Annotated in this window: 18 protein-coding genes and 1 tRNA gene; 4 read left to right on the top strand and 15 right to left on the bottom strand. The window is 45.0% G+C overall.

Features of this window, described 5'->3' with window-relative positions; all coding sequences use genetic code 11:
• Positions 1 to 9 precede the first annotated feature (9 nt).
• From V513_RS04150 to secG, 4 genes are all read right to left on the bottom strand, one after another.
• The gene (locus tag V513_RS04150; protein WP_099771831.1) at positions 10 to 1,260 is read right to left on the bottom strand and encodes a hypothetical protein; all 1,251 of its coding nucleotides are present in this window, start codon (positions 1,258 to 1,260) and stop codon (positions 10 to 12) included.
• A 116-nt stretch (positions 1,261 to 1,376) separates the two neighbouring features.
• Positions 1,377 to 3,065: an S-layer homology domain-containing protein gene (locus V513_RS04145; RefSeq protein ID WP_099771830.1), complete on the bottom strand. Its 1,689-nt coding sequence runs from the start codon at positions 3,063 to 3,065 to the stop codon at positions 1,377 to 1,379.
• 89 nt (positions 3,066 to 3,154) lie between these two features.
• Entirely contained in the window at positions 3,155 to 4,348 is a 1,194-nt protein-coding gene (tyrS, locus tag V513_RS04140) for a tyrosine--tRNA ligase (RefSeq protein WP_099771829.1), read from the bottom strand.
• Positions 4,349 to 4,361: 13 nt separating this feature from the next.
• On the bottom strand, positions 4,362 to 4,613 hold the full coding sequence (secG, locus tag V513_RS04135; protein WP_006491783.1) for a preprotein translocase subunit SecG: 252 nt from the start codon (positions 4,611 to 4,613) through the stop codon (positions 4,362 to 4,364).
• A gap of 96 nt (positions 4,614 to 4,709) precedes the next feature.
• Between secG and V513_RS04130 the strand changes: the two genes are divergently transcribed.
• Together V513_RS04130 and V513_RS04125 are read left to right on the top strand one after the other, a co-directional pair.
• A complete protein-coding gene (locus tag V513_RS04130) occupies positions 4,710 to 6,407 on the top strand; it encodes a tetratricopeptide repeat protein (RefSeq protein WP_099772278.1) in 1,698 nt (565 codons plus the stop codon).
• Between the two features lie 3 nt (positions 6,408 to 6,410).
• The gene (locus V513_RS04125) at positions 6,411 to 6,680 is read left to right on the top strand and encodes a chromosome segregation protein SMC (RefSeq protein WP_099771828.1); all 270 of its coding nucleotides are present in this window, start codon (positions 6,411 to 6,413) and stop codon (positions 6,678 to 6,680) included.
• A 52-nt stretch (positions 6,681 to 6,732) separates the two neighbouring features.
• Here V513_RS04125 and sufU read toward each other — a convergent pair whose 3' ends face one another.
• Genes sufU through sufC form a run of 5 tightly spaced genes read right to left on the bottom strand, consistent with a single transcriptional unit; the run spans position 6,733 to position 11,730 of the window.
• Entirely contained in the window at positions 6,733 to 7,173 is a 441-nt protein-coding gene (sufU, locus tag V513_RS04120; protein WP_099771827.1) for a Fe-S cluster assembly sulfur transfer protein SufU, read from the bottom strand.
• Complete coding sequence (locus V513_RS04115; protein ID WP_099771826.1) at positions 7,170 to 8,396, bottom strand: aminotransferase class V-fold PLP-dependent enzyme; 1,227 nt, start codon at positions 8,394 to 8,396, stop codon at positions 7,170 to 7,172. The genes sufU and V513_RS04115 overlap by 4 nt, the downstream gene beginning before the upstream one ends.
• Positions 8,368 to 9,570 (bottom strand): SufB/SufD family protein, encoded by a 1,203-nt coding sequence (locus V513_RS04110; protein ID WP_099771825.1) that lies wholly within the window; start codon positions 9,568 to 9,570, stop codon positions 8,368 to 8,370. Before V513_RS04110 ends, V513_RS04115 begins: the two co-directional genes overlap by 29 nt.
• Before the next feature lie 10 nt (positions 9,571 to 9,580).
• Complete coding sequence (sufB, locus tag V513_RS04105) at positions 9,581 to 10,975, bottom strand: Fe-S cluster assembly protein SufB (RefSeq protein ID WP_099771824.1); 1,395 nt, start codon at positions 10,973 to 10,975, stop codon at positions 9,581 to 9,583.
• A 2-nt stretch (positions 10,976 to 10,977) separates the two neighbouring features.
• The gene (gene sufC, locus V513_RS04100; RefSeq protein WP_099771823.1) at positions 10,978 to 11,730 is read right to left on the bottom strand and encodes a Fe-S cluster assembly ATPase SufC; all 753 of its coding nucleotides are present in this window, start codon (positions 11,728 to 11,730) and stop codon (positions 10,978 to 10,980) included.
• 137 nt (positions 11,731 to 11,867) lie between these two features.
• Here sufC and V513_RS04095 point away from each other — a divergent pair, with 137 nt between their 5' ends.
• The gene (locus V513_RS04095; RefSeq protein ID WP_099771822.1) at positions 11,868 to 12,677 is read left to right on the top strand and encodes a DUF368 domain-containing protein; all 810 of its coding nucleotides are present in this window, start codon (positions 11,868 to 11,870) and stop codon (positions 12,675 to 12,677) included.
• An 8-nt stretch (positions 12,678 to 12,685) separates the two neighbouring features.
• Here the strand turns inward: V513_RS04095 and V513_RS04090 are convergent, their stop codons facing one another.
• The 5 genes from V513_RS04090 to recJ all read right to left on the bottom strand — a co-directional run bounded on the left by V513_RS04090 (position 12,686) and on the right by recJ (position 17,874).
• Positions 12,686 to 13,696 (bottom strand): rod shape-determining protein, encoded by a 1,011-nt coding sequence (locus V513_RS04090; RefSeq protein WP_099771821.1) that lies wholly within the window; start codon positions 13,694 to 13,696, stop codon positions 12,686 to 12,688.
• A gap of 24 nt (positions 13,697 to 13,720) precedes the next feature.
• A tRNA-Arg gene (locus V513_RS04085) sits at positions 13,721 to 13,796 on the bottom strand.
• A complete protein-coding gene (gene ruvX / locus V513_RS04080) occupies positions 13,775 to 14,485 on the bottom strand; it encodes a Holliday junction resolvase RuvX (protein ID WP_099771820.1) in 711 nt (236 codons plus the stop codon). The genes V513_RS04085 and ruvX overlap by 22 nt, the downstream gene beginning before the upstream one ends.
• Positions 14,478 to 14,738 carry a DUF3343 domain-containing protein gene (locus V513_RS04075; protein ID WP_099771819.1) on the bottom strand — a complete coding sequence of 87 codons (261 nt, stop codon included), beginning with the start codon at positions 14,736 to 14,738 and terminating at the stop codon, positions 14,478 to 14,480. The genes ruvX and V513_RS04075 overlap by 8 nt, the downstream gene beginning before the upstream one ends.
• Positions 14,731 to 17,874, bottom strand: a complete 3,144-nt coding sequence (gene recJ, locus V513_RS04070) for a single-stranded-DNA-specific exonuclease RecJ (RefSeq protein WP_014730178.1) — start codon at positions 17,872 to 17,874, stop codon at positions 14,731 to 14,733. Before recJ ends, V513_RS04075 begins: the two co-directional genes overlap by 8 nt.
• 109 nt (positions 17,875 to 17,983) lie before the next feature.
• On the opposite strand from recJ, the gene V513_RS04065 reads away from it, so the two are divergent.
• Positions 17,984 to 18,679 (top strand): pseudouridine synthase, encoded by a 696-nt coding sequence (locus V513_RS04065; protein ID WP_099771818.1) that lies wholly within the window; start codon positions 17,984 to 17,986, stop codon positions 18,677 to 18,679.
• 32 nt (positions 18,680 to 18,711) lie between these two features.
• Here V513_RS04065 and V513_RS04060 read toward each other — a convergent pair whose 3' ends face one another.
• Positions 18,712 to 20,535, bottom strand: a complete 1,824-nt coding sequence (locus V513_RS04060; protein WP_099771817.1) for a PEGA domain-containing protein — start codon at positions 20,533 to 20,535, stop codon at positions 18,712 to 18,714.
• Between the last annotated feature and the right edge of the window lie 8 nt (positions 20,536 to 20,543).

The raw sequence follows: 20,543 nt of genomic DNA, 5'->3' as shown, positions 1-20,543 counted from the left end.
CTAATTAAATCAGAAGTACTTATCGAAATACAGTCCGAGTGACCAGTCAACTGCTGGAAGAATGTCAACACTAGCACTGAAAGTAACTAGATCAAGAACAGGGAAGCTAACGTTTACATTAAGAGCAGATGCAGAATCCTTGATGTAGTATCCACCGCTGGCACCGATTGTCGGCTTAAAGCTGCCCATTTCAAGCGAAAGAGCACCCTCTGCATAAGCGGAGATATTTGTCCAGTCGGCAAGGACGTCTGTAAGAATTTCATAACCAAAACCCACTAAGTTAACATCATCCCTGGTTCTGAAATCGCCGGAACCTACGAAAACGTCGAGACTAACAGGACCCGCTGTCCATCCGAGAGACTTAACCAGGAAGCCAAGCTCCATGGTCTGTGCAGGAGTTACGAAGTCGTAATTATACACAAACTTGACTCCCGCATAGCCGATTCCATCCTTGGAAATAACCGGCTGTATCCATGCACCGAGGGCATTGGCTGCAATGTCATACTGCACGTTTGCATCGATTGTTAGAACACCAATACCGTATCCAACATTCAGTCCTACCCACTGGCCAAGTGCATCAGAATACCTTGCATAAGGATTGAGGGTCAGTAGACCTACTTCAAGAACATAGCCAACATCTACAACATAATTGAACACAGGTGTTCCAGTAAGGTCACTTGCATCCACGCCACCCGTAACGGTAAGACCCTTGAAAGGAGTCAAGCTTGCTTCAAGAATAACATCGCCGCTCCACTTGAGATCCTTTAGGCCTGTCTGGGCAGAGAACGAAAAGATGTCCCATGCTCCTCTCAGAGCTATCCTGTCGCTTGCTCCAAGCAGATCAGGTTCCTGAGTAGCGGCCTGAAGGCCAAGTTCCTTAAGATTTAAAACGAACGTGGTTCCCTTTGTGGTGCCGTAATACGAGAACCAGCTGAGACCGTATCCGTCGTCATAACCAAATGACTTTGCAGCGTACCAGCTGGCAGATGCCTTCTCGTTTTCCACTGTGAAAGAGTCGAGCGTTACACTAGGCGCAACGAGATCAATAGCAAGGCTGAATGTGAGGCCGTCAACATCGGCCGCGGCTCCAAAACCGATTGAATAAACATCGAAACCTAGGTCTGTAGTCAATCCTGTCTTGTCTAACTCAACTTTACCCCAAAGATTACCTTCCAAGTAGGGATTCAGAGTCACTGCTGTAACCGAGAAAGCAACCGAGATGGCCAGAAGTACCACTAAGATTCCAACAAGCTTCTTCATGCACACTTACCCCCTTTATAAGAGTGTTTTTGGTTTTTGGTGATGCGCATAACGCAAATATACCACATTTCATGTAACAAAAGCAAACCCACTTGTTGCTAAGTTGCACAGAAAGATCATTTCAGGATTAACCCTACCGCTCCAAAAGCAAGTGCTACAAAAGAAAGGATAATCGCTGCATTTGTATTGATTACATTCTGCTTCTGAGTCTCTTCGAGAGCAGAAATCTTACCTTCGATAACCACATCGTTTTCTTCGAGGGCGGCTATTCTAGTTTCGGCTGCCTCAAGCGCAGACTTGTCTGCCTTGTTTCTGTCGAGCTTGAACATCTGAATTGCCATTGTGTTAGTGATGCTCTCCAGGCTGTCTACTGCTCCTTCCAAAACTCCAACCTTACCCTCAAGAGTGCCTGTTCTATCTTCGAGGGAAGCAATCGAATCGGCATGATCATCAAGAACTGCGATGTTAGCATCGATTTGGTCAAAAGCAACTTCAAGCATTTCGTAGTTATCTGTCACTTCATCTCTCAGGAGATCGAGCTCCCCGTTGAGATTGCCAAGCTCTGCTTTCAGATTCTCTTCTGCGAGGCCTAGCTTCCTGTAGAGGAAATTCATCTTTGCCGTTAGCTGCTCGGGCGTCACGTAGTCGAGCTCCGAAATCCTCTTGTTAGCAGCAATAACCGCATTACTAAGCATCTTCGTTGTGACTTCGAGATCCGTGACCCTTCCCTCTACTGCTTCCACATCGCTGGCTGAAGCCTTTGTGGAAAGCTCGGATTTGAGTTCCGCCAGTTTTCCGTCCAGATCGTCAAGTCTGGAAATGTTTAGGTCGACCTGATCAAAAAGGACTTCAAGGGTTTCATCAGCATTCTCCATTGCTGCATGAATCTCTTCGATTTCGGCATCGTAGTACTTAACTTCGGGCATCTTGGCAATGCTGTCCTGAATCTTGAGGATCCTCGTGTACATGAGCGAAAGCTTGTCATTTAAGTCCTCATTGGTTACATAAGGCTCGAGATCTGGCATTTCGCCTGCTAGTTTCGACTCGAGAGTCGAAAGATCGTCCTTCGTAGCCATACTTCTCCTCATGGCAAAAAGATCTGACGTCACACTGTTAAGAACGTTTTCAGTAGCCTCAAATCTGGAAGTTAAATCAGCAACTGCCTCTACCTGCTCGCTATTGTCGTTCTTCAAATTGGCAATAGCTTGACCGAGAAGCTTAACTGTAACTTCGAGATCGGTTGCTCTGTTCTTAAGAGCCTCAACATCCGAAGGAACGCTGCTCATCGAATCAAGTCTTTCGCTGATTAGCACGATTCCTTCATTTGCAGTGACTGCTTCCATGGAGAGTCTGTCGATCTCATCGTAAAGGAAAGCGACCGTATCGTCAAAGGTTTTCAACGACACAAAGTCTCCAGTCATTCCACTTTGTTTCAACGATGCGACCGTTGCCTCAAGTGCCCTAAGTTCCGCTGTTAAATCGACCAAATTCTTCTTGTTGTCAGAGATCTCCAGGGAAAGCCCTGCGACTTTCTTCGTAAGAGAGAAAACCACTTCCTGGAGTTTAGCATCCCCGGCATCAGAATAGTCCATAAACCTGGCAAGAGTCATTGCCAGCTGGTAACGCGTAGCAAACTCACTACCTCTGAATGTGCCATCAGGGAAACCAATGAACAATCCACCGGCTGTCGTCTTAATAACGCTGTCGTAGGCCCAGTGATTTTCTGACAAATCGCTGTACTCGACACCCAAAGATAAGGATGCAAAAGCAACAACGATCAGTGTCAGTATAGAAAGCTTCTTCATGGATCCTACCCCCTTTCAAAATGTTGTCATTTTCTACAGCAAACTACGAACTAATTATACAGTAAACATATGTCCATATTCAAGAGTAATTAGCACTTGACAAGGCGATAGAAACGCTTTTTTCCGATTCTCAGAACATCTCCATCGGAAATTTCGATAACGGAATGAATATCATTCAAGACTTCATCGTTGACTTTCACTCCGCCCTGGTCTATAAGTCTTCTCGCTTCGCTTCTTGATGAAATATTAGCATGAGAAACCAGAAGATCAACAACTGAAACACTCTCTGTCGAGATTTTTATTTCTGGTATCTCTCCGGGCAGCTCTTTGTTTCTGAAGATTTTTATGAACTCGTCTCTTGCATTGAGCGCCGTCTCTTCCCCATAGAACTGAGATGTTATCTCCACCCCAAGCTCGAGCTTTAAATCCCGTGGGTTTACCGACTTGCTCTTGATCTTTGTCTCGATTTCGGAAAGTTCTACTTCGCTCTTGTCGGTCAGCAATCTGAAATATTTCAGTATGAGGGTGTCGGGAATTGACATGAGCTTTCCGAACATGTCCCTTGGGGTATCGTCAAAAGCTATGTAATTATCGTAGCTCTTTGACATCTTGAGCTTTCCGTCCGTCCCTTCAATAAGAGGAACAGTGAGAATCGCCTGGGCCTCAAGGCCATGCTCCTCCTGAATCTTTCTTCCGACGACGAGGTTGAAGAACTGATCATCTCCGCCAATCTCGACATCGGCTTTCACAACAACAGAATCGTAGGCCTGAGCGAGAGGATAAAGAAACTCGGAAATCCCAATTGGTTCGTTCTCCTCGTATCTCCTGGCGAAGTCATGTCTTTCCATCATTCTGGCAACCGTGTACTTTGAGGAAAGCCGAATAACATCTTCGAAACTCATCGCATCCAGCCATTCGGAATTGAATCTGATTTCTGTAAGCTCTCTGTCAAGTATCTTGAAGGCCTGAGTGCTGTAAGATTCAGCATTGATCTTCGCTTCCTCTCTAGAAAGCATTGGTCTCGTCTTTGACCTTCCAGAAGGGTCACCGATCCTAGCCGTAAAATCTCCAATGATCAATACAACTTGATGACCGAACTTCTGAAAGTGACGCAGCTTTCTCAAGACCACAGCATGACCAAGGTGAAGATCCGGTCTGGACGGATCTACACCAAGCTTAACCCTCAACGACCGTTTACTTTTGAGTTTTCTAAGAAGCTCCTCCTCTGAGATCAACGATACGTGATTCCTGGATAGCTCCTTAAGTTGTTCCTCAGGGGTCAACAACTCTACCACCTTATGCGCCAAATGCTCTCGAAATTACAAATGCAATCAAAATACTGTTCACCATGAATCCGATAGCAAGGCCAAGCGTGATTTTACCCATAGTGTCCAGCCCCTTCTTTCTGCCAAACATGGTATGAGACGCACCGCCTCCAAAAGCCCCGCCCAGCTCCGCGGACTTAGACATTTGCATCATTACGGCAATTCCTAATCCCACACTTATCGCAATGTGCAGGGAAATCAGTACATATGCAAGAACAACCATCAAAGAATACCTCCTGTATCTTCTAACGCTCTTCTGGTATTATACAATATGTGCGGATTTGTAGCAAACGAGAAGCCTGAGTTGGCGGGTGATATTTTGAATGACAAAACGGTAATTGTTTACCTTCCTTTGAAGCCAGAAATGGCTAAGGCCAATAATCTCCCGATAAAGCTCCCGATCCTCGTCCAGGACATGGAAAATGTTCTTGACCTGGACAGAATAGACCTTGACATAATCATAAGGGGTCTAGAGGCTCAATGCTTTTTGGAGAGCGATGATTATTATGAGTCATACCTCATTTATTACTACTATGAAGCCTTCAAAAGATCGTTGAATTCCGGCAATTTCGATGAATCGAAGGAGTTCCTGGAAAGGGCAGGAAAAATCAAAAAGGACTATAGGTACCATTTCTATCTCGGATTGTTGCTCAGGGAGGAAGGAAAGATTGAGTTGTCGGAAATTGAGCTGAGACAAGCGATAGAAATGAATCGGGAATTTTACATTGGTTATTATGAGCTTGGCAGATTGTTTCAGCTTCAAGAGGAATACGACGAAGCGGTCTCTTCATATGTGAAGTCCGTTGAGAAGTCTGGAGGACAGTTTCCTCTACCTTTTGTCGCCACGATTGACTGTTTCATTTCAAAGGGAGATTACAGTGCCGCAATGGAAGTTATTGACAACGTGAATGAACAGTTTCCTCTTTATTCGGAAATCCTTCTCAGGAAGGGGGTTATCTTGAACGAAACCCAAAAGTATTCCTTAGCCGAGGCGACTTTTTCCGAAAATATCGGGCTCGGGGAAGACTGGAAGAGTCTCTACAACCGCTCCTTTTCAAGGGCTAGACAAGGGAAGTTGTTTGAGGCTTATGATGATTTGAAGACTGCATTCAAGATCAGTGGAAATTCCGAAGTGCTTTACGAACTAGCCATCTCAGAGAAGAATATGGGAATGCTTGAGGACTCTCTTTCTCACTGTGAGAGATACTATAATGAGACCCTAGACGAAAAGGCTCTGGTCCTGAAAGCACGAATACTTGATATGATGGGCGATTATGATAGCGCGATCGAGGCAACAGAGGAAAGATTTGTGGAGCTTAAGAATGTGCTTCTGATTCACAAATATCTTGCCGAAGGCAAGATAAAGAGAGATCTTCCCTTTGAAGAACCACTGAGCGAGTTTTACTATAGATCATTGCAGAACAAAATTGCCAGAGATGGATTCTCTGATTGCAGATTGATCGAATCCGGAAGGATAAATATCGAGACGCTTACAGAGCTTCTTACTGAACTGGGGATCGATGATTTGACTGAGAGAATCTCTCTGTTATCTGAAGGGCTTCTTCCAGGCGAAACGAGAGAGGCCACTTTACCCGAAGTTGGACTGTTCACCACACTTATTTCTGAGATGCAGTTTTTCCCTTCACAGCAGGAGTATCTTTCGTATCTGATGTCTTTCCTTGTTTCTGGCAAGGGTAAGACAACTGCGATTTTCAAGACTCTGTTGTATCTTGAAAGATGGTCTCTCTCCGGTCTGCCTTTCACAATCGAAGCGTTCGTGGACGAGTATATAGAAGAAATCAAGGATCTCAGCTTTGACTTTGGGCTGAACATTGCCAGGATAATTGAATACGGAGGATCGGATATCGACACTTTTGAAGAGGAACAGGATGTAGATCCTGAAGAGGCGGTGCTTACTATCATATATTCACTTGAAAAGGGAACAATAAGCGAGTTGAGGACTCCCGATTACTCGCTAAACAACTATATTTCCAGGCTTTCTGGGGCAGGAGGATAAATTATGAATAACGTTGACGAGTTACTCGAAAGATTCTTCAACGCACTTGAGAATGATACGAGCGACCTAACCGATGAAGACAAAATCTCCAGTATTCTGAGTTCGGAGTTTAATGAGAAGGAGAGAGAAACGCTTACAGGTGTCCTTGATTCTCTCTTCGGCGAAGTCACAAAAATGGTTGAAAACCCAAAAGAATACTTTTTTAGCAACGAGCAGGAGAAGCTGGACGAATATTTGAAAGAAAAGAACAAAAAAGTTGATAATCCTGACTGAAGAGGTGTATAATCCTTTCGTAGGGTTACTTCAGCGCAAAGTATTACCGGTGTTATGCACCGGTCTTTTTTTGTTGTTTGGAAACCAAAACCTTTGCAGCTGTTTTCCAGGGAAGGATTACGCACTTCGCTCTCATAGGATGTTCCTTCAACCCCTCAAAAAAAGCGGCATCACCTATTTTTGACCCATCATAATCCTCACCACGTATCATTTTCTCAAAATTCACAATTGTCGCAGCTGCTTCTTCAAGTGACTTACCTTCAAGAATCTCTGTCATGACTGCAGCTGACGCCTGACTTATCGCACAGCCTTCACCCTCAAATCCAATAGTATCTACAACTCCTCTTCCAATAATCAGATAAAGAGTGATCGAATCTCCACAAGAAGTGTTCGAACCTTCGACTGTGTAAGTGCAATCCTCTATCCGTCCTCGGTGGCTATTGTTCTTGAAGTGATACATTATGAAGTCGGAATATAGTTGCTCGAAGTTCATAAGAACCACCTCTCTGCCTTACTAATCCCTTCGATAAGTCTTTCCACATCTTCAACCGTATTGTAAAAGTAGAATGATGCTCGACAAGCCGAAGTAATGCCAAGAGCCTCCATCTGAAGTTGGGCACAGTGATGACCGCTCCTGATCGCAACTTCCTGAGTTCTTCCAAGGAATTCGGCCAGATCGTGAGAGTGTATATTCTTGTGAGAAAAGAGCAAGATCGCATGACTATCTGGCGGACTGTAAACAGTAACATTGGAGATCTCTCTTAGCATCTCTCTAGCGGTTTCTGTAAGATATGAAACGTGCTTATGTATCGCGGACATACCGATCTTGTTCAGGTATCTGCAGGCCGATGCAAGTGAAACGGCACCGGAAATGTTCTGTGTTCCGCCTTCCAGTCTGGAAGTTCTCTCCTTTGCGTAGCTCGAAGTCTCAATACTTACCCGATCTACCATACCGCCTCCGAATACAAATGGTGTGAGATCATCCAGGAGTTCTGCCCTACCAACAAGACAGCCAATTCCAGTTTCTGCAAGCATTTTGTGACCGGAGAAGACCAGAAAGTCCGAGTTGACCTTCTTGAAATCAAAGATCTCATGCGGAACCAGTTGAGCTCCGTCGATTACTATCAAACCGCCAAAAGAGTGGACAAGCTCAGTCAAATCTTCAAAAGGAGTTCTGTAGCCTGTGGCATTAATCAGTCCCCCAATAGAAAAGACAAACGGCGCCTCTACCCCAGTTAGGTTCTCTACAACCTCTGTCATAGTCAACTCCGCCCCCATGATGGGCAAAGCCACGAACTTAATTTCATTCTTCAGGCCGTGAAACTGCCACGGAAGAAAGTTACTGTGATGCTCGAACGTTAGGACTACAAAAGTTTTGTACCGACCGGAAGTAGCCAGTGCATTTGCAATGATGTTCAGACTCTCTGTGGAGCCCTTTGTGAATATTAATTCGTCTCTTTCTGCTCCGATGAACCTGGCAACTTCGCTTCGACTTGATTCATAAAGAGCTGTCGATTTCTCCGCAAGTGGGTAGACAGCTCTGTGCACATTTGCATTTTCACGCTCGTAAAACCCCTTGACTGCATCAATTACACTTTGCGGCTTTTGAGCGGTCGCCGCGCTATCCAAATAGGCTAGTGACGGATAGTGTCGAAAGACAGGGAAATCCCTTCTGACTTCCTTGATGCTAATATCGGATGTCTCTTTCAAACTCATCTCTTACCACCCCCGAGTGGTCTGGGAAGATCTCATCGATTTCTCTTAAAGTCGGCTCAAACTTACCTTGAACGATGATGCTCATAGACTGGTCCCTTGTAAGTCCTCTCGACATAAGATAGAAGAGCTTCTGCGCGTCAATGGATCCCACAGTTGCTGCATGAAAAGCGTCGACTTGATTCTCTCCCACAAGAAGTGAAGGTATTGTATCAGCCCTTGCAGACTCGGATAGCATTAAGATGTTGCTGTGTTCGCTTCCCTTCACTCCTTTTGCTCCTCTCTTAATATCTATTGTTCCTCTGAAAACACTTCTACTGTTGTCAAGTAGTACACCCGACCCTGAAACTCTTCCCTCTGACCAATTTGCTCTGTGCCTAACAATATATTGCATATCAAGAACAGTATCACCTCTCGCCACAAAAAGAGGCATAAAAGATGCAAGAGCCCCCTCTCCTTCTAAAAGAGCCAAGTGAAAAGCCGCAGTTGACGCGTTGCCACAATTCACCTCAAATACCCTAAGCTTAGCGTTTTTCTCAAGAAGATACAGGTTATTGATGAAAACATGTCCCCTTTCAGTCACTCTATTTAGGACTAAAAGCTCTAAAGATGAGCCTTCCTTTATCAAGAACCTGTTGTTCTGAAGCAGCCAGTTTCCAAAACGTCCGCTATCGATCACTACTTTAAGACTCGAATTTTCTCCTAAGACAAACATATTGCTCGAAATCCTTGAATCACGGTTAAATGCAACTGAGTAAGATTTTTCCGCTGATTTGTTCGGAGGTATAGAAATCATTGATCCTTCGTTGAAGAAGATATCTCCTAGCAGAAGGATCTTTCTGTCAAGACCTTCAAAATCCAGTTTATCGAGAAGCTCTACCTCGTCGCTCTTCATCGAAATAAGCGGTCTGACAAAAGGATCTGAGTAAGACAAACTACGCCTTGGAGAGATTTCCGGCAATTTCATCCCGGTAAGCTTCAATCTTTTCCATGAGGGGAAGGCCAGCGTTCTATACTCTGAATACCTGTTACTCATGAAAGCCAACATCGCAGGCGAAGATGCCTCAGCCGAAATCAGAAAATCTCGGTTGTTGTAGTCCTTAATTGACAGTTCCTCTCTTCTGGTTGGTTTAACCATTTCGAAGTTTTCATGAACCAATTCCGTAGTCATTTCCATTGCTTCCACCTCATCCTATGCTGCTTTCCATTTCCGTGTCTATCAGTCTGTTCAGCTCAACTGCATATTCAACAGGTAGCTGATGTGAAACAGGTTCCATGAAACCTCTTACTATGATCGCTTTGGCTTCCGATTCACTTAAGCCACGACTCATAAGGTAGAAAATCTCTTCTTCTCCTAATCTTCCAATTCTGGCCTCATGACCGACTTCTGCAGCATTATTCATCACTTGGATTATTGGAACAGTATCGGCCCTTGATTCATTATCGATCATTAGAGCAGTACACTTAACCGACGACCTTGAGTTCATTGCACTTCGAGAAATGTCCAAAAAACCTCGATAAAAGGCCCAGCCTCCACCCATGCTGATGCTTCTGGCATCAACCAGTGAACTTGTGTCTGGAGCCAGGTGAATCACCTTCGATCCTGTATCCATATGCTGACCGGGACCGGCATAGGTAATTCCAAGATGCTCAGCTCTGGCACCCCTGCCTCTTAGAACAGATGATGGATAGAGCATGGTCTTCATGCTTCCCAGTGAACCAGATATCCATTCCATCGTTCCGCCTTCTTCGACAATTGCCCTCTTGGTATTCAAGTTGTACGTGTTCTTGGACCAGTTCTGAATCGTAGAGTACCTGACCTTAGCATCCTTTAGAACAAAGATTTCTACCATGCCAACATGAAGATTGAGATCGTTGAATCTCGGAGCTGAACAGCCTTCTATGAACTGGAGATCGGAACCTTCATCTGCAATGATCAACGTGTGCTCAAACTGGCCACTGCTTTCCACGTTCATTCTAAAATATGCCTGAAGAGGAAGTGGGACTTTGACTCCTTTGGGTACATAAACGAATGAACCGCCACTCCAGACAGCTCCATGCAGTGCCGCAAATCTGTGATCTGTCGGAGGAACAGCCTTCATGAAGAATCTCCTTACCAGTTCAGGATACTTTTTGACAGCCGTCTCCATGTCGAGGAAGACAATACCAAGCTCTTCGAGCTCCTTTCTTATGTTCTGATACACAATTTCCGAGTCAAACTGAGCACCGACTCCAGCAAGAGATTCTCTCTCCGCCTCGGGAATGCCAAGCTTCTCAAAGGTCTCCCTAATTTCTTGTGGAACATCGTCCCAGGATCTATGCTTGTCGGAATCCGGACCGAGATAGGAGATTATTCTGCTCAGATCAAGACTCTCAGTGCTTACTCCGAATCCTGGTTTGCTCGAGAGACTGAAAGCCTTGAAAGACTGAAGCCGCTTCTTAAGCATCCATTCGGGCTCATTCTTCCTTTTTGATATATCGATTACTTGGCTCTCTCCGAATCCCCTTTCGCTCATAAAACGGTACTTAGTATTTGAAAGAAAATCAAACCTTGAACTGTCTAGGAAGACCTTTTCTCGCATGATCAGACCCCCTTGAGTGAGTCAAAGATCGCTTCATATCCATTCTCTTCGACTTCTCTGACAAGTTCTTTTCCTCCACTCATTGCTATCGATCCATCGATCAAGATGTGGACACGGTCGGGCTCAACATACTCAAGAAGTCTCTGATAGTGTGTGATTAATAAAACTGAGTTTTCTGGATTTCTGAACCTGTTTATTGACAACGCTATGCTTTTCATAGCGTCAACATCCAACCCGGAATCTATTTCGTCAAGAATCGCAAACCTTGGCTTCATGAAGTTCATCTGAACTATCTCGGCTTTTTTCTTTTCTCCTCCGGAAAAACCTACGTTCAAATATCTGTCTATTAATTCACTTTCTAGACCAAGTTCAAGAGATAGTTCGTCGATTTCCTTGCTCATTTTCAGCAATGGCACCCTGCTGCCCGTACTTTGAGAGACTGACATAAGAAAGCTCCTGAGTCTGATCCCTGGAATTTCCTGAGGATGCTGAAAGGTCATGAACATTCCCATTCGAGCTCTTTCATCTACGGTTAATCTAGATATATTCTTATTCATGAATTTCACAGTACCACCAGTAACTCTGTATTTGGGGTTCCCCATCAGCACATTCGCAAGCGTTGATTTACCACTACCATTGGGTCCCATAATAACGTGTAGCTCCCCGTTTCCTATTGTGAGACTCAACCCTTTCAATATCTTTACATCATCTTCCGCCAATACTACGTGCAAGTTCTCAGCTTCTAAAAGAGTCATTCCATTCCCTCCAAACCCGGTAGTTATTATCTGGATTATAACACAATGCCGACAATTATTGCCGATAATCAACACCAATAAGTACGATACCGTTTCAAGGATATATAATTGGAGAAATTAAGGTATGGAGGTGCTTCATGCTCTATGTAGTCTTTATAGGTGTCCTCATGGGTCTTGCCAATCTTATTCCAGGAGTGAGCGGAGGCACTATTGCACTCCTTGGAGGCTTGTATGAACGTTTCGTGGGCTCGATTTCCTCAGTGTCCGCTTTTAAGATTCGCAAAGAAGATCTCGTTTTCCTCATCGAAATTGTTGCGGGGATTGTTATAGGAATCCTCGGCTTTTCAACCCTAATAGATGTTTCTCTTTCGAGAGTTCCTTCTTTGATGTACGGCATCTTTTCGGGACTTGTCATAGGAGGAACTCCCGTTGTATTCAAGAGAATCGAGAAATTCGATTCCAGCTCATTTTCTTTCCTTGTAATAGGGGGTTTGCTCGTCTATCTTGTTTCCATTCTTGCTTCAGGGCCGGGAAAAGAAGCTGTTCTAAATCACAATACAGCGAGCCTTTTGTATGATGTTTTTGCTGGATTCTTCGGTGCAGCTGCGATGGTTCTGCCAGGTCTCAGCGGTGCCTTCATTTTGTTGATTATGGGTGAATACACTAGAGCTATAGCTGCATTAAGACACTTCGATTTCATAATCATAGTGTTCATAGGAGTTGGAGTTATCCTTGGAATTGTATTCGTGAGCAGATTAATGAAGTTTCTGATGAAGAGATTCCGGAGTCAGACATTCGCTTTTCTCCTAGGTCTAATGATAGGTTCACTTCCTGATTTATTTACGAGACCCGGAAGCAATTCAAATGTTCTTCAGATTATTATCGGATTGGTTTCTGGACTGGCGATTTCGTATCTTTTAAGCATGTTCGAAAAAAAGACAGAATAGAACCCTGACTACTTACTGTGATTGATCGCGACTCTATGAAGGTGCTTGTCACAATCGAGCAACTCACCTATACCTTTTACGACACAGGTTCTGGGATCCTCTGCAACAACTGTCTTTATTCCAGTCTCTTGAATAATCAAGTCTGGAAGTCCCCTAATTAGGGAACCACCACCTGTAAGAACCACACCGGTATCCATTATGTCCGCAGCGATCTCAGGAGGCGTATCTTCCAAAATCTGGCGCAGATTCAATACGATCTCCTGAAGAATCTGAGAAATGGCTTCGTGAACATCATCGGAAGTGATTCTTATGTTCCCGGGAAGGCCATTCAGTGCGTCTCTTCCACGTACTTCTAGTTCAAAACTCTCCAGCGTTGGAAAGGCCTTTCCTATTTTGGTTTTTACGTCCTCTGCGGTTGAGCTGCCTATGAGAAACTTGTACTTGCGTTTTACGAATTTGATTATTGCATCGTCCATGGCATCTCCAGCAGTCCTTAGGGAGCGCGAAACAACTATCCCGCCAAGGCTGATCACCGCGATATCGGAGGTCCCCCCTCCAATATCGACAACCATGTTTCCTACCGAATCAAAAATGTGAAGACCGGCTCCGATGGCAGCAGCGATGGGTTCAAGAACGAGGTAAACCTTACTTGCACCTGCGGCGGTGGTGGCTTCAATAACGGCTCTTCTCTCAACACTAGTTACCTTCGCCGGAACCCCGACAACAACGGCCGGCCTTGAGAAAGAGAACTTCGTACGGGTCCTCTTAACAAGATCTTTCAGGGCCTGTTCTATTATCTGATAATCGGCGATCACTCCGTCTCGAATTGGCCTTACCGCCTTGATATCCTTTGGCGTCTTCCCGATCATTTCCTTAGCATCGGATCCTATCGCTATAATTTTTCCGGTCTTGGCTTCAACAGCTATAACAGACGGTTCGTCTATGACGATGCCCTTGCCCTTCTGGAAGACCAAGAGAGAAGCGGTACCCAAATCGATTCCTAAATCGCCTTTTTTCATACAAGACCTCCCGCGTTGCCTATATGGCGTGCTCGGTGGGATTTGAACCCACAATCTCTGGATCCGGAGTCCAGCGCTCTATCCGTTGAGCCACGAGCACTCAATAACCTGCGGACCTTCCGAGTTCAGATCGACCATCCCATCGAGCTCTTCTCCACAAGCGATTACTATTATATCGTAAGATGAAAAGTCAATATCGTCAACAATATTGACGGGTTTCATCCCTTTTCTTACGAAAGAAAGGAAGACTTGAGGATCCTCGACAAGGACACCCGGCTCAGTTTCAAGACAATCAAGACCTTCAATCATTGCAGATCGCGGCCTATAAAACAACACTCTACTTTCTGAAGCCAGCCTGGGTAGGTCTCTGCAAACGCCTCTTTCTTCTTTTACCTCCCATTTTTTCGACATTCCGGACGAATAGTTCCGCAGGATCTGGATAGCACTGAAAACATCCCTCACTTTAGAGAAGTCTTGTCCGGCTTCACTCGAAAGACGCCTGGCAGTTTCGGTTGTAAGGGTCTCATCGACCAGGAATACTCGTCCAGGGAAGATACTCTTGACTTTCTCTGCAAATGAAACGGCCCTCAGAGTGGACTCACTGAATCTACCGGACATTGATATGGGGAGGCCGATTACAATCTCCTCAATTCCCTTCTCCTCAATAATCCTCAGAAGATTTTTTTTGTAGCCGGTGTGATCTATTGCGAATAGAGGAATTTCGATGTTCTCAACCTGTAATGCCAGTCCTATTCTGGATGTTCCGAAATCAATCCCCAGTCTAATCATAGAATGACTTCACGGGATTCTCATCGCACAAAGCGGAATACATAACTTCTACGTTATGTTGCTTGAGAAGCACCAGAACTGAATCGACAACATTTGAAGAAACTGCGATGGAAAGCGAACATCCGGGGAATAGACCGGGTGGTGTGGGGAAAACCTTTGTCTGGAAACCATGATTTCTCAATAATGATAGAACTTTGATTATATCTTTTTGGGAGACTACTATCAGAGCATCCAGCTTACGGGTATCAACCAACCTTCAGCACCTCTTCGGCATTGGTTAGACTCCTTAATAGCCCCCTTGTAGTCATAGTAGATAACTTTGTAGCGAACCATCTCGTCATTCTCTTCTCTGCCACACCTTCTCTGTATCTCAGGGTCTTCTTCACCTGTGTCGTGTCGAGGGCTGCTTCCGAGTTACTGTACCAGACACCGTTGTCCGCACTCAACAACTCCATTTCCTCAAGCATTGAGAGGAAGACCTTAGAGATACCGTCTTCAAAGCTCAGAGCCTTCTTTATGTCTCTCTCCGACGCAGGGAGTACCTCTTTCAAGTCCTGATAAACGGCTTCCAACTCCTCAACAGTGGGAAACAAACGGTCCATTTCGCTTGTGTTTGAAACGAGGTCCGCCTTGTTGAAGGAGAGATTCAAGAAAAGTTCGGAATCTTCACCGGGCCTTGTAGCAACGGCATCGATTACTTCCAGGAAGTTTCTCGGAGCACTGTAAAAGACAATATTTGAATTGCCCAGTGTAACCCCGAGACCATCACTTGAAGGAGTCGTTATAAGGACCCGAATCTTCTGTCTTTCGACAAGAGAGTAGATAACCGATCTCTGGAAATCCTTGAGAAGATAGTTGTAGAAAATCAGTTCACCGTTTTGCAGAGCGTGAGACAACCTTGAACCCATAGATTTTGCAAGAGAAACCGTCTTGTGAGGAGAGTCAACAATTACTGCCACATTTTCCCCGTGGCCTACTATTGACATCACCTGCTCCACTTTCTTTCTCGAGCCGCGGTTGTCTATAATGCCAACTCTCTTTATTGGACTTGGTTTATACACGTGCGAGATTCTCTTGTCCAGGAAGAACTCTTTGAGGTCATCACAGAAAATGCTTCCAGAAAAACCGGAAATGCCAAGAACCTTATCGATGTTATTGAAGAAACCTTCAAGGTCTGGATGATCCTTAAATATGCCGGAAAGAATATAAGACGGTTCGTCAAAGATTATCTCGCCGGCTGAATCCGAAATTTCGTTGAATCTTTCAACGAAGAAGGGTAATGTAACGAAGACAACTGGCTCGTCCAGTTTGCCTCTGTAAAGTGAATTGGCAAAGATTGGCTTTATCGAATCCAGATAATGCTGCAAAGAATAATATGTGTGGGCAAGTGTGCCATTGATGGCAGAAACAATGAAAGTTCTCTTGCCCTTCTGATAATTCTTCAGAATCTTGAGCGCAAGGAATGGATTCTTCAGTCTTATGTTACCGAAGATTCCCCAGGGATTCTTCGCACTTACGTCCATGAATTCCGGACACTTATGTGACACCTTCTTCTCCAGTTCAGCTATTAGCGCCGAGACGTCCGACTTAATCTGCAAGCCAGGCTGTTGGTTCTTCCAGTCTCTTATAAACTCGAAGACAAAGTTCTTGTCTCTAACTTCCTCTTCGAATACGGGATCAATGTACAACCTCGCGTCAGACAAGGAAAGTTTTACACTCTGCAGTCCATAAAGATTATCATTCTTTATAGAGGCAATGGCGTCTACCTTGAGAAGGTTTGGCTTGACATACTTGAAATCATCGAACATGGTGCCCATGTTGTAACCTATTGCAAGAGTCTTTCGGTCTCCAGAGCGCAGTATGAGTTTCACATGGTCGCTCCCACTACCAAACATCTTTGCCTTTTCAATGTTCAAGCCTTTGATCAAGAATTTCGGCTCGGGATTGGAATGTCCAAAAGGTCTCAACAATTCGAGCTTATCGAGTATCGAGGGGGTAATAGAATCAAGAGTAAGAACATCGTCAACGTCAATCTTGAAAACCGGCTGCTTCAAACCGTATAGCTTTATGTAAGCATCATTAATTGCAGACCTGAATTCCGATATTTTTTCTTTGTCAATACTGAAGCCGGCCGCCATCTCATGCCCGCCGAACTCCCTCAACAGACCCGAGACCTCGTTAAGCAGGCTTATTATGCTTACACCGGCAGGGCTTCTTGCGGAACCCTTTCCATCGGAACCGTTTGTAGCTATCAAGAACACCGGCTTGTTGTGAATCGACACGAGTCTTGACGCGACAATCCCAAGCACTCCCAGATGCCAGTTGTCGCCATCTATAACCAGCGCGAAATCGTCTTTGAAACTCGCAGTATTCTCAAGATCCCTTTCCGTTTGTTCAAAGATTTTCGCCTCGATAGTCTGTCTGTTCTGATTGTGCTTCAATAGACGGCTAGCAGTGTTCATTGCCGAATCCATATCTTCGCTAATCAATAGTTCAAGTGCCACAATTGCTGAATCCATTCTTCCCGCAGCGTTGAGTTTTGGGGCAATCTTGAATGCAATGTCCTGTGCAGTAAGGTTTTCCGAAGGAATTCTCAGGTAAGAAAGAAGCGCTTTTAATCCGAGTAGCGGACTGCTCTGAATCTTTGCCGTTCCTTCTTTAACAATGTAGCGATTCTCATCTCTTAGAGGTACTATATCCGCAATCGTACCGAGCGCCACAATATCCAGGTACTCCTCGGGATCTATAGGACAGTGAAGGGTTTCGTTCAAAGCGACAAGCAACTTGAAGGCCACACCAACACCGGCCAATCCTTTGAAAGGATAATCGTCGTCGGGCCTCTTTGGGTTGACAACTGCGTCGGCAGGCGGGAGGAGATCTTTCACTTCGTGATGGTCCGTAACAACAACGTTGAATCCGATCTCCTTTGCGAACTTGATTTCGTCAAAGGAAGTGACCCCGCAATCTACGGTTATGAGGAGGCTGTGCCCCTGATCCCTCAAATCTTTGATTGCGTCCTTGCTCAATCCGTAACCTTCTTCGAGTCTCAGAGGAATGTAATAGCTAACATTGAATCCCATCCTCTTCATTGCGAGGTATAGGAGTGCGGTGCTCGTCACACCGTCGACATCGTAATCGCCAAAGACGACTATGCTTTCGTTTCTATCGCGGGTCTCGATGATCGTACGAACCGCCAAAGGCATGTCTTCAAGAAGGAAAGGATCGTGGAGAATCGTCTTGTCGGGATTCAGGAACTTCATCGCTTCAACTTCGTTATCTATTCCACGCGTTACCAGTAATCTCGCCAAAAAAGCGTCAATGCCCATGAATTCGACCAATCTGTTTACGGCCTCATCATCGGGCTTTAGGAGAAGCCACTCCTTTCTCATAAAGATCCACCCTCTCTTTTTTTCTTTTGAAAAGATTATACCATTCTGACCAATAGCCCGGAGAAGTTGTTGACTGGTATCCCAAGAAATGGTGTTGTACAATCGATGTATGAGACTAGACGCCTTTGTGTCGAGATTTGGGCGCTTCAGCCGAAGTGAAAGCAGGAGAATAATTAGAAGCAATGGAGTGAGTCTAAACGGAGTCCTCACGAACAATCCTTCTGAAGTAGTTGATGAAACAGACACTGTCATTGTTGACGGAAGACCTCTTGAGGCTTTTGGGAATGTTTATATTGCCCTTAACAAGCCTGAAGGTTACGTTTGCTCAAGAGAGAGAAGCGAAGGCAGAAGCGTATTCGAACTCATCGACGCGAACTTCTCGGCAGATCTGTCAACTGGAGGAAGGTTGGACAAGGACGCAACAGGACTCTTGATACTTTCGAACGACGGCAAGTTCATTCACGAAGTGATTTCGCCCAGAAAGCTTGTTGAAAAGGAATACCTTGTGGAAACAGCCAAAGAGATAACCAAGAAAGAGATTTCCATGATTTCACAAGGGCTCTTCATTGGAAACAATGAGTTTTCGAAGCCGGCTCATGTTGAGCAAATCGATCACTTTCATATGAGGATCGTTCTAATGGAAGGCCGATACCATGAGGTAAAGCGACTTGTTTCTGCATCAGGAAACAAAGTAATCCAGCTGCATAGAAGGCGGATTGGATCTTACTGTCTATCTGAGGAGCTACGACCAGGAGACTGGCAGCTTCTCTCAGAGAACGACAGGAAAAAAATAACCGGGACTTGAGTCCCGGTTATCTTCGAAACAACGAACGAATGTCAGTCTATCCTTGAAAGATTGAATGAGAGATTGTGATCTCCCTTTCCAAAGTAACGGTATGTCACCGACACGCGATACCCATCTAGCACCAGGACTACCTCGTAGTATCCGGGATCTAGTTCTACAACTCTGTTGGTTCTGCCATAGTCTCTCCCGTTTATGAATATTCTTGCGTTAGAAGGATCTGAAGAAATAGTGATTCTTGCGACTGGCCTTTCCTCAACAAGTATTATCTTCGTTGAAGAACTCGTTCCAGCGGCAAGATTCACTTCCTTACTATCGGTGATATAACCTGATTTCTCTACTCTTATAATATGTCTTCCGGCATCCACATCGATTGAGAGCGGTGATCTGCCGACATAAACGTTGTCGACAAAGACGGACGCGTTTGTCGGCTCTGTCTCAACGGTTAACCTTGCCTTCTTTGCGTACAGGGTAGCGCTGACCTGCCTGTCTCTATCAAGCGAAACGCTTGTGGAGAAGTCATCATAGCCATTCGCAGTAACTCTGACCGTGTAGGTTCCCTCTCTCAGGTTAAGGTTCAGAGGTGTTCTCCCCTGATAGCTACCATTGATGTACACCAGAGCGTTCGAAGGCGAACTTGTAACGCTCAATCTGTACTCTCTCACTAGAGGCGACAGAGTAATCGACTTGGATATCGAACGGTCGAGCACGAAGCTTTCGGAATAAGTCTCATAACCAGACCTCTCTATTCTGAGGTTCTTCGTTCCAGCTTCGAGAGTTACGTTCAAAGGAGTGCGACCAATATAGGCGTTGTCTACATAGACATCTGCCCCGGAGGGACTAGTAATTACTGAGAGCTGATAGTTCTGGACGATCGGGGTCAATGTAATTGATTTGGATATGTTCCGGTTTAGAACAAGTGTTTCCGTGTAAGTCACATAACCGGACTTCGAAACACTGAGATTCTTGGTACCTTCTTCCAGAGTTACATTCAAAGGTGTCCGGCCTATTAGACTTCCATCGATATAGACAACAGCATCACTCGGGTTCGTGACGATCGAGAGCTGATATTCGCTGACGAACTTCTTCAGGTCTAGCTGAACATCAACGGTTCTCCCGCTTACTACTGAGAACTGTCTGGTCTCGCTCCTGAAACCGCTCTTATAAGCCGTAACAATGTGGTTTCCATCATCTAGATCCATGCTGAGCGGGCTTGTGCCAACCATCTTGCCGTCAATATATATCGTTGCGCCTGACGGGGTCGTAGTTATTCTTGCGCGTCCCGTACTCGGCATTATGTCCAGGTAGAACCAGGTTGTGGAAACTGCATACTCTTGTTTGTCAATTACAGGTATTACTTTTGACACGACAAAGTCCTCGGCCTTTGAACTTGCTTTCGGGAAAATGTCTCCCGCTTCGGCCTTGGCCATCAGAGCATCCAGGAATCCAAGAGGCTTCGTAGATGCCACTATTTGGAATATCTCCTTACCGCCACCGGTTTCGCTTGTCAACTGAAGCCTGTATCTCGTATTGGCGTTTTCCGTTGGAAGCGTGTACGTTACTCCAGCTTTCAGAAAATTGTTGCGGTCAAAACCATTTGGAAATATCAGCTGAATCTCGCCGTTGGGAGTGATATCGTAAATTGCCACATAGGCATCCTTATTGACTTTGAAATAAGTCTTTACCTCCTCGCCGGAGTAATATAGAGAGCCTATGTCTCTGTCCAGCCAAATTGAAACTTCAAGACCTCCTTGTGGTTCTTCAGGCACGATAATAACCTTCTGAAGATCGTAAGAAACTATACCAAACAAAGATATCGCCAGAAATAAACTGAGAAAAACAAGAATTGTCTTCTTCACAATCCATC

Source organism: Mesotoga sp. H07.pep.5.3, from assembly GCF_002752615.1.
GTDB classification, from domain to species: domain Bacteria; phylum Thermotogota; class Thermotogae; order Petrotogales; family Kosmotogaceae; genus Mesotoga; species Mesotoga prima.
The sequence above is the reverse complement of the archived record's forward strand: the minus strand, read 5'-3'. Positions and strand labels throughout refer to the sequence as shown.

What these genes read in the sequence shown, in the direction of transcription:
- V513_RS04150 (WP_099771831.1), bottom strand. Translation starts at nt 1,260, where the DNA reads ATGAAGAAGCTTGTTGGAATCTTAGTGGTACTTCTGGCCATCTCGGTT.
- V513_RS04145 (WP_099771830.1), bottom strand. Translation starts at nt 3,065, where the DNA reads ATGAAGAAGCTTTCTATACTGACACTGATCGTTGTTGCTTTTGCATCC.
- secG (WP_006491783.1), bottom strand. Translation starts at nt 4,613, where the DNA reads ATGGTTGTTCTTGCATATGTACTGATTTCCCTGCACATTGCGATAAGT.
- V513_RS04125 (WP_099771828.1), top strand. Translation starts at nt 6,411, where the DNA reads ATGAATAACGTTGACGAGTTACTCGAAAGATTCTTCAACGCACTTGAG.
- sufU (WP_099771827.1), bottom strand. Translation starts at nt 7,173, where the DNA reads ATGAACTTCGAGCAACTATATTCCGACTTCATAATGTATCACTTCAAG.
- V513_RS04115 (WP_099771826.1), bottom strand. Translation starts at nt 8,396, where the DNA reads ATGAGTTTGAAAGAGACATCCGATATTAGCATCAAGGAAGTCAGAAGG.
- V513_RS04110 (WP_099771825.1), bottom strand. Translation starts at nt 9,570, where the DNA reads ATGGAAATGACTACGGAATTGGTTCATGAAAACTTCGAAATGGTTAAA.
- sufB (WP_099771824.1), bottom strand. Translation starts at nt 10,975, where the DNA reads ATGCGAGAAAAGGTCTTCCTAGACAGTTCAAGGTTTGATTTTCTTTCA.
- sufC (WP_099771823.1), bottom strand. Translation starts at nt 11,730, where the DNA reads ATGACTCTTTTAGAAGCTGAGAACTTGCACGTAGTATTGGCGGAAGAT.
- V513_RS04095 (WP_099771822.1), top strand. Translation starts at nt 11,868, where the DNA reads ATGCTCTATGTAGTCTTTATAGGTGTCCTCATGGGTCTTGCCAATCTT.
- V513_RS04090 (WP_099771821.1), bottom strand. Translation starts at nt 13,696, where the DNA reads ATGAAAAAAGGCGATTTAGGAATCGATTTGGGTACCGCTTCTCTCTTG.
- ruvX (WP_099771820.1), bottom strand. Translation starts at nt 14,485, where the DNA reads ATGATTAGACTGGGGATTGATTTCGGAACATCCAGAATAGGACTGGCA.
- recJ (WP_014730178.1), bottom strand. Translation starts at nt 17,874, where the DNA reads ATGAGAAAGGAGTGGCTTCTCCTAAAGCCCGATGATGAGGCCGTAAAC.
- V513_RS04065 (WP_099771818.1), top strand. Translation starts at nt 17,984, where the DNA reads ATGAGACTAGACGCCTTTGTGTCGAGATTTGGGCGCTTCAGCCGAAGT.